Raw genomic sequence first — 11170 nt, 5'->3', positions numbered from 1 at the left:
CCTTACGGATTGAATCAGGTGAGATCGGCCATCAACACTTTTGAACGGCGCTGATAGTTATACATCTCTTTTTTACTCTCGGGCAGGGACTCAATATCTACCGGCGTAAAGCCGCGTTCCTGGAACCAGTGGATGCTGCGGGTGGTTAACACAAACAGTTTTTCCAGCCCCATCTGGCGTGCCTGAAGTGCCACGCGCTGCAGCAACATCTCACCGCGTGAAGAGCTGCGATAGTCAGGATGAACCGCCACACAGGCCATTTCGCCAATCTTCTCATCCATAAACGGATAGAGTGCTGCACAGGCGATGGTCAGATTATCGCGCTGAATGATGGTGAACTTATCAATTTCCATTTCCAGCTGCTCGCGCGAGCGACGCACCAGAATACCCTGCTGCTCCAGCGGACGGATCAGTTCGAGGATGCCGCCGATATCATTGATATTGGCGCGACGGATCTGCTCTGCCGACTCCATAACGATCTGGGTACCGATACCGTCGCGTGAGAAGAGCTCCTGCAACAGCGCGCCATCTTCCTGATAACTGATTAAATGGCTGCGGCGTACACCACTGCGGCAGGCTTTCACCGCCCCACGCAGGAAGCGGACAGTCCCGGAAAGATAATCGCCTTCCTTTTCAATCTCATCGATACGGGCCTGCGCATCATTCGGGAAAAGCTCGGAGATGATTTCACCTTCGCTGTTCAGCACGCCCTGCTCAGAGCAGAAGCCGATCATTTTTTCCGCTTTGAGTTTAATCGCCAGCTGGGTAGCCACTTCTTCCGAAGTCAGGTTAAAGCTTTCGCCGGTAACAGAAACCGCAACCGGGCCCATCAGCACAATCGCATCGTTATCCAGCTGACGATGAATGGCCTCTTCATCAATACGACGGATACGGCCGCTGTGACAGTAATCCACGCCATCATCCACGCCCAGCGGCTGTGAAATAATGAAGTTGCCGCTGACCACGTTGATATGCGCGCCCTGCAGCGGCGTGTTGTTGAGACTCATTGAGAGGCGGGCCGTGATATCTAACTGCAGCCGGCCGGCGGCCTGCTTCACTAACTCCAGCGATTGCGCGTCGGTGACCCGGGTAAACTTATGATAAACCGGCTCCAGCTGCTGCTGAGCCAGGCTGGCATCAATCTGCGGGCGTGCGCCATACACCACGACGAGGCGAATGCCCAGGCTGTGCAGCAGGCCGATATCATTAACGATGCCAGAGAAGTTCTCATGCTCAATCGCTTCGCCACCCAGCATGATGACAAAGGTTTTACCCCGGTGGGCATTGATATAGGGAACGGTATGGCGAAAACCCTGAACCAGTTCGGTACTACGTTCCTTCACGGCCAACCCTCAGTGAATGTTTATTCGTATTTTTTGTATTTTTATGCTTTTACGCCCGGTTTTGCAAGTCTTAATCCTGACGAAAATTTACGTTTTTCTGGGTGTCAAAGCCGCTAACAGCCTGCATTATTTAGGGTTTCCGGGGTGACATCATGCTGCGGATTGGATAAAGTTTTCGCCGCCATTTTAGTAACTGGCGCTTTTTTAGACATTACACAGCAGCTGGAGCGGCATGTCAGACGTTAATTCCCATTTTTCACGCAGACGATTTTTACAGGGGACGGGCGCCTTACTGCTGTTAAGCGTCAGCCGGACAGGGTTGGCGGCGAAGAACCACATTGTGGCGGTGCGTATCTGGCCCTCATCGACCTACTCGCGGATGACGCTGGAGTCCAATGTTGCGCTGAAGTACAAGCAGTTTGCGCTGAGCAATCCCGAACGCCTGGTGATTGATATTCAGGGCCTACATCTCAATCCGGTTCTGAAAGGGGTAGATAAGCAGGTTCGGGTCGACGATCCCTTTATTAAAAATGCCCGTGTCGGCCAGTTCGACAGCAACACAGTGCGCGTGGTACTGGAATTAAAGCGCAACGTCGCGCCGAAGATCTTTAATCTCTCGCCGGTCGCCGGGATCAATCACCGGCTGGTGGTCGATCTCTATCCGAGCCAGAACCAGGTTGAGGATGATCCACTGCTGGCTCTGCTGAAAGATTATAACCAGGGCGATCTGGAGAAAGATGAAGGGGTGCAGGCGCCCTTACCCGGCAAAGCGGGGCGCGATCGTCCAATCATTATCATGATCGATCCCGGTCACGGCGGGGAAGATCCGGGCGCGCACGGCAAATATAAGACCCGCGAGAAAGATATTGTGCTGAAGATTGGACGGCGACTCAAAGCGCTGATCGATAAAGAGTCCAATATGAAAGCCTATATGACGCGCAATGAAGATGTCTTTATTCCGCTGCGCGTCAGGGTTGCCAAAGCCCGTAAACAGCGTGCCGACCTCTTTGTGTCGATCCATGCGGATGCCTTTACCAGCCGCGCGGCACGCGGCTCTTCAGTGTTTGCCTTATCAACCAGCGGTGCCACTTCGGCGGCGGCTCGTTTCCTGGCTCAGACTCAGAATGAATCAGACCTGATTGGCGGCGTCAGCAAAAGCGGTGACCGCTATCTCGATCACACCATGTTCGATATGATGCAGCGTCAGACGATTCATGACAGCCTTAAATTCGGCAAAGAGGTGCTGCATCGCATGGGGCGCATCAACCATCTGCACAAACGCACCGTGGATCAGGCCGGATTTGCGGTGCTGAAAGCGCCTGATATCCCGTCAATTCTGGTAGAGACAGCGTTTATCAGTAATGTGGAGGAGGAGCGCAAGTTGCGAACCACCCGTTACCAGCATCAGGTGGCAGAGGCGATTCTGAACGGCATCAAAGCGTATGTGGAGAGTGGGGCGGCGCTGGCCCATCGGTAAGGGAGTGCGGGTAGCCGGGCTATCCGCGCGCTTTTCAGGGCAGAGAGAGGCTGAAGCGGCTTTTGGGAACGTCAGAAACAAAAAAACACCCTTTCAGGTGTTTAAATGATTGGTTGCGGGGGCCGGATTTGAACCGACGACCTTCGGGTTATGAGCCCGACGAGCTACCAGGCTGCTCCACCCCGCGTCCGTATCATACTTTTTTCACATTGTGACTTCTGTAAAACAACTGCAGAAGTATTGGTTGCGGGGGCCGGATTTGAACCGACGACCTTCGGGTTATGAGCCCGACGAGCTACCAGGCTGCTCCACCCCGCGTCCGTATTGCTTCTATTACTTCTCACATTGTGACTTCTGTAAAACTGCTGCAGAAGTATTGGTTGCGGGGGCCGGATTTGAACCGACGACCTTCGGGTTATGAGCCCGACGAGCTACCAGGCTGCTCCACCCCGCGTCCGTGGAAGCGCACTATACTCTCCGCGCTAATTCATGCAACCCCTTTTTGCAGATAAAAGCCAAATTAACAGCCAGTTGCTGAAGGATTCAACCATCTGGTTAATTATTAAACTGATATGCGTGACGTCTGAGCGGATGCATTTCATTCTGTCGGGGGCTTTGCTATCGTCGCGGGGCGAACAGTTATAAAAAGAGAAGATAATGAAATCACATTGGGTGAAGTATGCACTCACTGGCGCGTTAATTACGCTGCTGGCGGCCTGTAGCTCCAAACCGACCGATCGCGGTCAGCAATATAAAGATGGCAAACTGGAACAACCGCTGGCGCTGGTGAATCAGCCCAATGCCAAAGGCGCACCGGTTAATGGCAGAGACTTTGGCGAGCAGGTCCGTCAGATTCAGTCCGCCTCATCCGCCCTGTATAGCCGTCAGAACGGCACCTATAGCGCGATTGAGAGCTGGCTGATGGCGGGTGCCGATACCCGACAGCTTCGTCAGTATGGGCTTAACGCCTGGCAGATGGAGGGTACGGATAACTACGGTAACGTGCAGTTCACCGGTTACTACACGCCGGTAGTGGAAGCGCGTTACACCCGTCAGGGTGAATTCCAGTATCCCATCTACCGCATGCCACCGCGCAAACGCGGAGAAAAATTACCGAGCCGCGCCTCTATCTATAGTGGCGGACTCGATGACCGCTACATCATCGCCTACAGCAATTCCCTGATTGATAACTTCATGATGGATGTGCAGGGCAGTGGTTATGTCGACTTTGGCGATGGCCGCCCGATGACCTTCTTTGGTTACGCCGGTAAAAATGGCTGGGGTTATCACAGCATTGGCAAAGAGCTGATCGATCGCGGTGAAGTGAAGCGCGAAGATATGTCGATGCAGGCGATTCGTCAGTGGGCGCAGGAGCACTCACCGCAGGAGGTCCGTGCGCTGCTGGAAACCAACCCATCATTTGTCTTCTTTAAGGCTGAGCCATTTACGCCGGTGCGCGGTGCCAGCGCAGTTCCGCTGGTGGCGAAAGCCTCCGTTGCGTCTGACCGCTCAATTATTCCGGCGGGCACCGTGCTGCTGGCTGAAGTGCCGCAGTTAAATGAGAAGGGCAAATTCAACGGCAAATATGAGATGCGCCTGATGGTGGCACTCGATGTGGGTGGCGCGATTAAAGGCCAGCACTTTGATATCTATCAGGGTATTGGCCCGGACGCTGCGCATCTGGCGGGCTTCTATAATCACTACGGACGCGTCTGGGTAATTAAAGCCGCGCCGGGTGCCGGACAGCCGCTGTTCTCCAGCCCGCAAAACGGTAATAATGGTTCACTGCTTCTCGGCGCTAACTAATTTCTTCTCTGCGGGCCTTCGGGCCCGCACGACGTAACAGGTTCAACTATGAAAGTGTTAAATGACGCCTGGCATCAGCGCTTTGGCGGCACGGCGCGTCTCTATGGCCAGGATGCGCTGCAACGTTTTGCTGACGCACACTTCTGCGTCATCGGTATTGGCGGTGTCGGATCCTGGGCGGCGGAAGCGCTGGTGCGCACCGGGATTGGTAAAATCACCCTGATTGATATGGATGATGTCTGTATTACCAACACCAACCGGCAGCTTCATGCGCTGCAGGGCAACGTCGGCAAAGCTAAAACGGACGTGATGGCAGAACGGCTGCGTGCGATTAATCCTGACTGCGAAGTGATCTGCATTGATGACTTTATTACGCCAGAGAACACCGCCGAACTGATGGCAGCCGGTTTCGACTATGTGATCGACGCTATCGACAGCGTGCGACCGAAAGCGGCGCTGATCGCCTGGTGCCGCCGGAATAAGATCCCGCTGATCACCACCGGTGGCGCGGGTGGGCAGATCGATCCGACTCAGATCCAGGTCGCCGATCTGGCGAAAACCATCCAGGATCCGCTGGCGGCGAAGCTGCGCGAACGACTGAAAAGCCTGGGCGTGGTGAAAAACAGCAAGGGCAAACTTGGCATCGACTGCGTCTTTTCTACCGAAGCGCTGGTCTATCCGCAGGCTGATGGCAGCGTCTGTGCTTCACGCAGCACAGCGGAGGGGCCGAAGAGAATGGATTGCACATCCGGCTTTGGCGCGGCCACCATGGTAACCGCCACCTTCGGCTTTGTTGCCGTCTCGCATGCGCTGAAGAAGTTTCTGGCGCGTGCTGCCCGTCAGGACGCCGTCAGCGCCTGACGCGCGGCGTGCTCCACTGCGGCGGCCAGCGCCTGCAGGCCGCTGCTGCGGGAGGCACTGAGCTGGGCGCGCAGGCCCAGTTCATCAAACAGTTTTAAGGGATCCATCGCCAGCAGCTGTTGCGGCGTCTGGCCCTCAGCGGCGGTCAGCAGCACGGCCAGCAGGCCGCGCACAATACGTCCTTCACTGTCACCATAGAAATGCAGCGTGCCATCTTCGCGTAACTGGCTGCCCAGCCAGACCCGATTTTCACAACCGCTCAGTTCAATTTCTGCTGTTTTCAGTTCCCCGGGTAAGGCAGGCAACTGGCGGCTCAGCTGGATCAGCTGACGATAACGATCTTCCCACTGATGAAAGCGGCCAAAGCTCTCTTTCAGGCTGGCAACGGTAATCTCTTCGCCAAACGGGTGTGGCGCTAACGGCGATGAATGCATAATCAAAACTCCGATAACAGCGAGATGGCGCTCTTCATAGCGCGCACCAGCGCATCAACATCCTGCAGATTATTATAGGGTGCAAAAGAGGCCCGCAGCGTGCCGCTGACGCCCAGCGCCGCCAGCAACGGCTGCGCGCAGTGCTGGCCAGCGCGCAGGGCGATTCTCTGCTCAGCCAGCAGCGTCACCAGATCGCTGTGATGCAGGCCAGCGAATTCAAATGCCAGCAGGCTGGCATTTGAACAGCGGAAGCTGCGGAAACCGGGTAATTCCGCCAGCTGCTCTTCCGCCAGCGTCGCAAGCTGCTGACTCCAGCGCTCCGCTTCGGGCAGATCGTACTGCGCCAGCCAGCTCAGTGCTGCACTCAGGCCCACCACGCCCGCCACATTCGGGGTGCCAGCCTCAAAACGCCACGGCACCGGCTGCGGCGTGAATCCGCTGAAATCGACATCCGTTATCATCTTACCGCCGCCCTGCCAGGGCTCCATCGCCTCCAGCAGTTCCGCTTTGCCATATAACGCGCCAATGCCCATCGGGCCGTAAATCTTATGTCCGGAAAAGGCGTAAAAGTCGATATCCAGCGCCTGTACGTCAGGCGGACAATGCACCACGCCCTGTGCGCCATCGACCATCACTTTCGCGCCCACGGCGTGAGCGAGCGGGATCGCCTGAGCGAGTGCGGGACATCCGCCGGTGACGTTCGACATCTGTCCGACCGCCAGCAGGCGGGTACGGCTGTTGAGCAGGGCGGGCAGCTGGCTGATATCCGGCAGGCGATCCGCGCCTAACGGCCATTTTACGACGCGGGCACCGCACGCCTGCGCGGTCATCAGCCAGGGCACCAGGTTGGCGTGGTGTTCTGCCTCGCTGACCACAATCTCATCACCAGGCTGTAAGCGCGGGCGCAGCCAGCTGTTTGCCACCAGGTTTATCGCTTCGGTGGTGCCGCGCGTCCAGACAATCTCACGATCGTCAGCGGCGTTAAGCCAGCGGGCAACCTGGTTGCGCGCCTGCTCATAGCGATGGGTTAAGGCCTGGGCGGCGGCAAACTGGCTGCGATGGACTGTACCCGCGCTGAGGCTGTAAAACTGCTGCGTGCTGTCAATGACGGCCTGCGGCTTCAGCGTGGTCGCTGCGCTGTCGAGATAAACGCCTGCGTCGGCGAGTGCGGGAAACTGCTGGCGAAATGCGGTGGGATTGAATGCGGTCATGCCTGGTCCATGATAAGAAAAATTAGGACCACACTGAAAGAATGGTCTGCGTCTGGCAAAGCTGGAAAAGCGCGTTATGCTGAATATTGCAAGGTTTGAACCAAACCCGCATAACGATCGGACGTTTACTAGTCGATCTCACTTATCGGCTGCCTCTGGTTAGCGTAACGCGGGTGGTTTGATGCAATCAATCTACAAGGAGATAGCAGATGAAAAAATTAACCGCAGTACTGGCCGTGTGTACCCTGGCTTTTACCCTGAGCGCCTGTTCAAGCAATTACGTGATGCATACCAATGATGGTCGCACCATTGTGGCTGCCGGCAAGCCTAAAGTCGATAACGATACCGGCATGATCAGCTATAAAGATGCGAATGGCAACGAGCAGCAAATCAACCGCTCTGATGTCAAAGAGATGGTAGAGTCTGGCAACTAAGCAGCAAAAAAAAAGCACCGCAATTTGCGGTGCTATTTAAAAATCACTATGGACAGACAGGGTAAATCTACAGGAATTAAGAGTTCGATCCGCAATCGTCGGATCAAAAATTGCAAACACAACATCACGACCACAAGCCAAAAGCTTTCAGAAAATCTGCGAACTCACTCACAAATCTAAAAACTTTTCGTTCCGGCTCAGGAAGTGCGGCAACTATAGGTATTTGCTGGAGGTTCCTCAACGGACAAATTATAATGCCTCGGATTAAAAATTCTAATACGTAAACGCTTTGTATAAGCCAGCGTGTTTTTTGCCGATCCGGATACGGAAAACCATGTCGAAACGCCTTCCTCCTCTCAACGCACTGCGTGTTTTTGATGCAGCTGCACGCCATTTAAGCTTTACCAAAGCCGCAGAAGAGCTGTTTGTCACCCAGGCTGCTGTAAGCCATCAGATTAAATCTCTGGAAGATTTTCTGGGGTTAAAGCTATTTCGCCGGAGGAATCGTTCGCTATTACTGACCGAAGAAGGACAAAGCTACTATCTCGATATCAAAGAGATTTTCTCGGCAATCAACGAAGCGACCCGCAAACTGCAGGCACGCAGTGCCAAGGGTGCGCTGACCGTTAGTTTACTGCCGAGCTTTGCCATTCAGTGGCTGGTTCCCCGCCTCTCCAGCTTTAATATGGCTTATCCGGGAATCGACGTGCGTATCCAGGCGGTTGACCGCGACGAAGAGAAACTGGCCGACGATGTCGACGTGGCGATTTTTTACGGCCGGGGTAACTGGCCCGGCCTGCGGGTTGAAAAACTCTACGCCGAATATCTGCTGCCGGTCTGTTCACCGTCGCTGATGACCGGGGATAATCCGCTGAAAACGCCGATGGATCTGTCGCGTTTTACTCTGCTGCATGATGCCTCCCGCCGGGACTGGCAATCTTATATCCGGCAACTGGGCCTGCAGCATATCAATGTGCAGCAGGGGCCAATCTTCAGCCACAGCGCCATGGTATTGCAGGCGGCGATTCATGGTCAGGGCGTGGCGCTGGCGAATAACGTCATGGCGCAGAGCGAAATAGAAGCCGGGCGATTAATCTGCCCGTTTAATGATGTATTAGTCAGTAAAAACGCTTTTTATCTGGTTTGTCATGACAGTCAGGCAGAACTGGGTAAAATAGCCGCCTTCCGACAGTGGATCCTGGAAAAAGCTGCAACCGAACAAGAAAAATTCCGCTTTCGCTATCAACAATAACATATTGATTTATTTGCATTCAGATGCAAAAGGACTCTGAGGATCGGTTAATGTCCAGTCGTGCCATGTTTGTTTTTTCGGCTATCAGCGGATTTCTGCTGGTGGCTTTTGGCGCATTTGGTGCCCACGTTTTAAGTCAGTCGCTTGGTGCGGCTGAAATGGCCTGGATTCATACCGGGCTGGAATATCAGGCTTATCACACCTTAGCGGTGATGGGGCTGGGTGCTGCGATGTTACGCCGCGCCAATATCTGGTTTTACTGGAGCAGTGCGCTGATGGCTCTCGGCACCGTGCTGTTTAGTGGCAGCCTCTATTGTCTGGCGCTGTCACATCTGAAGTTTTGGGTTTTTATCACACCCGTGGGCGGGGTCTGTTTCCTCGCCGGTTGGGTATTGATGTTGATTGGCGCGCTGCGTCTTAAACGAAAGGCAGAACGCCATGAATAAAGTTTTACTCTATTGTCGCCCCGGTTTTGAAAAAGAGTGTGCGGCGGAAATCAGCGCCAAAGCGGCTGAACGTGAAATCTACGGCTTTCCACGGGTTAAAGATGACTCTGGCTACGTGCTGTTTGAGTGCTATCAGTTTGAAGATGCCGAGCGGCTGGCACGTGAGTTGCCATTTGACGAGCTGATTTTTGCCCGTCAGATGCTGGTCGTCGGCGAAATGCTGCGTGACCTGCCGCAGGAAGATCGCATTACTCCGATTGTCGGCATGCTGACCGGCGTAGTGGAAAAGGGCGGCGAACTGCGTGTTGAAGTGCCAGACACCAACGAAGCCAAAGAGCTGACTAAGTTCTGCCGCAAGTTCACCGTGCCGCTGCGCTCGGCACTGCGGGAAAGCAAAATCCTGTTGAATTATGAGAGCCCGAAACGCCCGGTCGTGCATGTGTTTTTCATCGCGCCGGGCACCTGTTACGTCGGCTACTCCATCCGGGAAAACAGCTCGCCGTTTTACATGGGTATTCCACGCCTTAAGTTCCCCTCCGATGCGCCAAGCCGTTCCACCCTTAAGCTGGAGGAGGCTTTTCACGTCTTTATCCCTGCGGATGAGTGGGATGAGCGTTTAGCCAGCGGCATGTACGCCGTGGATCTCGGTGCCTGTCCGGGCGGCTGGACTTATCAGCTGGTGCAGCGCAGCATGATGGTATATGCGGTGGACAACGGACCGATGGCACCGAGCCTGATGGATACGGGCCAGGTGATGCACGAGAAAGCGGATGGCTTTAAATTCCGTCCGCCACGCACCAACATCAGCTGGCTGGTGTGTGACATGGTGGAGAAGCCGGTGCGCGTGGCTAACCTGATGACCGACTGGCTGGTTAACGGCTGGTGCCGTGAAGCGATCTTCAACCTTAAGTTGCCCATGAAAAAGCGCTATGAAGAGGTGACGCAGAATCTGGCCATGATGCAGGAACGATTCGATGATAATGGTATTAACGTGCAGATTCGCGCTCGTCAGCTTTACCATGACCGCGAAGAGGTGACCGTACATGTGCGCCGAATCTGGGCGGCTGCCGGTGGTCGTCGCGACGAACGTTAATCGCCGGGCTGAGTGCAAGGGCACTCAGCCGGTATAACGCAGCGTATTCAGATTGCCCTGCAGCACCAGATCCCGCTTCAGGGTTGCGACCTGACGGCTGGTCTCTGCCATCTGCCGACCCTCAGCGAGCTTCTCCCGCCATCTGGCTGGCACCTGATCCAGTTGCTGATAGATTCCCTCAAGCGTGTGAAACTCTGTCAGCAGCTGTTTCGCGCTTTTCGGACCGATGCCGGTGATGCCCGGAATTTTACTGCTGCTGATGCCGCACAACCCCCAGTAGTCGGGTAACCGCTGTGGCGCCACACCAAATTCAGCCTCAATAAAAGGCAGATCAAGCCAGCGTTTCTGGAAGTAGTCGCGGATGCGGATCTCGGGTGCCAGCAGCTGACAGTAGCCTTTGTCGGTTGAAACAATGGTGGCCTGATGTCCGGCCTGAGCCATTTTCACCGCCAGCGTCGCCGCTAAATCGTCCGCTTCATCCTCGCCCGCTATCCAGCAGCTTACGCCTGCGGCGCGAAAGGCCTCCTGTAACGCCGGCATCTCTGCCTGTAAATCGTCTGGCATCGGCGGGCGACCACTTTTGTAATCGGGTAGCAGCTGATGACGCCAGCCCTGATGACGTGCTTCGCCATCAAACACCGCCACCGCATGAGTCGGATGGGCGTGACCCAGTATCTGGCGCAGCGCGGCCACGCAGCCTTCGACACAGGGTGAGCCCTGTACCGCATGCAGACGGCGAATCAGATTCAACGCGTCAACAATAACAAGATGAAGAGCCATGAGAGTATGGGCAGCCCGGGGGCTGCCTCCTGG

General features: G+C 55.2%; 11 protein-coding genes and 3 tRNA genes. 7 read left to right on the top strand and 7 right to left on the bottom strand.

All coding sequences use genetic code 11. From position 1 onward, the window contains the following. Window positions 1-14: 14 nt before the first annotated feature. Complete coding sequence (argA, locus tag ACO6VX_RS11600) at window positions 15-1343, bottom strand: amino-acid N-acetyltransferase (RefSeq protein ID WP_010248624.1); 1329 nt, start codon at window positions 1341-1343, stop codon at window positions 15-17. Between the two features lie 232 nt (window positions 1344-1575). On the opposite strand from argA, the gene amiC reads away from it, so the two are divergent. Next, on the top strand, window positions 1576-2820 hold the full coding sequence (amiC, locus tag ACO6VX_RS11595) for an N-acetylmuramoyl-L-alanine amidase AmiC (RefSeq protein WP_422431830.1): 1245 nt from the start codon (window positions 1576-1578) through the stop codon (window positions 2818-2820). 110 nt (window positions 2821-2930) lie between these two features. Here amiC and ACO6VX_RS11590 read toward each other — a convergent pair. The 3 genes from ACO6VX_RS11590 to ACO6VX_RS11580 form a co-directional block, all read right to left on the bottom strand. Beyond that, window positions 2931-3007, bottom strand: a tRNA-Met gene (locus tag ACO6VX_RS11590). A gap of 54 nt (window positions 3008-3061) precedes the next feature. After that, window positions 3062-3138: transfer RNA gene (locus ACO6VX_RS11585), tRNA-Met, on the bottom strand. Between the two features lie 59 nt (window positions 3139-3197). After that, window positions 3198-3274 (bottom strand) — tRNA-Met (locus ACO6VX_RS11580). Between the two features lie 203 nt (window positions 3275-3477). On the opposite strand from ACO6VX_RS11580, the gene mltA reads away from it, so the two are divergent. Both mltA and tcdA read left to right on the top strand, forming a co-directional pair. Continuing rightward, entirely contained in the window at window positions 3478-4626 is a 1149-nt protein-coding gene (mltA, locus tag ACO6VX_RS11575) for a murein transglycosylase A (RefSeq protein WP_010248620.1), read from the top strand. A gap of 48 nt (window positions 4627-4674) precedes the next feature. Beyond that, window positions 4675-5487 (top strand): tRNA cyclic N6-threonylcarbamoyladenosine(37) synthase TcdA, encoded by an 813-nt coding sequence (gene tcdA / locus ACO6VX_RS11570; RefSeq protein WP_033786744.1) that lies wholly within the window; start codon window positions 4675-4677, stop codon window positions 5485-5487. On the opposite strand, the gene csdE is transcribed toward tcdA, so the two are convergent. Next, entirely contained in the window at window positions 5466-5921 is a 456-nt protein-coding gene (gene csdE, locus ACO6VX_RS11565) for a cysteine desulfurase sulfur acceptor subunit CsdE (RefSeq protein WP_045139661.1), read from the bottom strand. The genes tcdA and csdE overlap by 22 nt on opposite strands. Before the next feature lie 2 nt (window positions 5922-5923). Next, complete coding sequence (gene csdA, locus ACO6VX_RS11560) at window positions 5924-7132, bottom strand: cysteine desulfurase CsdA (RefSeq protein WP_422431827.1); 1209 nt, start codon at window positions 7130-7132, stop codon at window positions 5924-5926. Between the two features lie 209 nt (window positions 7133-7341). Between csdA and ACO6VX_RS11555 the strand changes: the two genes are divergently transcribed. The 4 genes from ACO6VX_RS11555 to rlmM all read left to right on the top strand — a co-directional run bounded on the left by ACO6VX_RS11555 (window position 7342) and on the right by rlmM (window position 10357). Next, window positions 7342-7566, top strand: coding sequence for a YgdI/YgdR family lipoprotein (locus ACO6VX_RS11555; RefSeq protein WP_010248613.1), 225 nt, complete (start codon window positions 7342-7344; stop codon window positions 7564-7566). Between the two features lie 334 nt (window positions 7567-7900). Then, window positions 7901-8818, top strand: a complete 918-nt coding sequence (locus tag ACO6VX_RS11550; RefSeq protein WP_003854641.1) for a transcriptional regulator GcvA — start codon at window positions 7901-7903, stop codon at window positions 8816-8818. A gap of 50 nt (window positions 8819-8868) precedes the next feature. Further along, window positions 8869-9264, top strand: a complete 396-nt coding sequence (locus ACO6VX_RS11545; protein WP_010248611.1) for a DUF423 domain-containing protein — start codon at window positions 8869-8871, stop codon at window positions 9262-9264. After that, complete coding sequence (gene rlmM / locus ACO6VX_RS11540) at window positions 9257-10357, top strand: 23S rRNA (cytidine(2498)-2'-O)-methyltransferase RlmM (RefSeq protein WP_010248609.1); 1101 nt, start codon at window positions 9257-9259, stop codon at window positions 10355-10357. The genes ACO6VX_RS11545 and rlmM overlap by 8 nt, the downstream gene beginning before the upstream one ends. 24 nt (window positions 10358-10381) lie before the next feature. On the opposite strand, the gene xni is transcribed toward rlmM, so the two are convergent. Beyond that, window positions 10382-11137 (bottom strand): flap endonuclease Xni, encoded by a 756-nt coding sequence (gene xni / locus ACO6VX_RS11535; RefSeq protein ID WP_409390177.1) that lies wholly within the window; start codon window positions 11135-11137, stop codon window positions 10382-10384. Window positions 11138-11170 lie beyond the last annotated feature (33 nt).

Source organism: Pantoea sp. BJFS-204 (genome assembly GCF_049310725.1).
GTDB classification, from domain to species: domain Bacteria; phylum Pseudomonadota; class Gammaproteobacteria; order Enterobacterales; family Enterobacteriaceae; genus Pantoea; species Pantoea agglomerans.
Note: the sequence above shows the minus strand (reverse complement) of the source record. Positions and strands in the feature narration are given on the sequence as shown.

What these genes read in the sequence shown, in the direction of transcription:
- tcdA (WP_033786744.1), top strand. Translation starts at nt 4,675, where the DNA reads ATGAAAGTGTTAAATGACGCCTGGCATCAGCGCTTTGGCGGCACGGCG.
- ACO6VX_RS11545 (WP_010248611.1), top strand. Translation starts at nt 8,869, where the DNA reads ATGTCCAGTCGTGCCATGTTTGTTTTTTCGGCTATCAGCGGATTTCTG.
- csdA (WP_422431827.1), bottom strand. Translation starts at nt 7,132, where the DNA reads ATGACCGCATTCAATCCCACCGCATTTCGCCAGCAGTTTCCCGCACTC.
- ACO6VX_RS11555 (WP_010248613.1), top strand. Translation starts at nt 7,342, where the DNA reads ATGAAAAAATTAACCGCAGTACTGGCCGTGTGTACCCTGGCTTTTACC.
- rlmM (WP_010248609.1), top strand. Translation starts at nt 9,257, where the DNA reads ATGAATAAAGTTTTACTCTATTGTCGCCCCGGTTTTGAAAAAGAGTGT.
- ACO6VX_RS11550 (WP_003854641.1), top strand. Translation starts at nt 7,901, where the DNA reads ATGTCGAAACGCCTTCCTCCTCTCAACGCACTGCGTGTTTTTGATGCA.
- amiC (WP_422431830.1), top strand. Translation starts at nt 1,576, where the DNA reads ATGTCAGACGTTAATTCCCATTTTTCACGCAGACGATTTTTACAGGGG.
- csdE (WP_045139661.1), bottom strand. Translation starts at nt 5,921, where the DNA reads ATGCATTCATCGCCGTTAGCGCCACACCCGTTTGGCGAAGAGATTACC.
- xni (WP_409390177.1), bottom strand. Translation starts at nt 11,137, where the DNA reads ATGGCTCTTCATCTTGTTATTGTTGACGCGTTGAATCTGATTCGCCGT.
- mltA (WP_010248620.1), top strand. Translation starts at nt 3,478, where the DNA reads ATGAAATCACATTGGGTGAAGTATGCACTCACTGGCGCGTTAATTACG.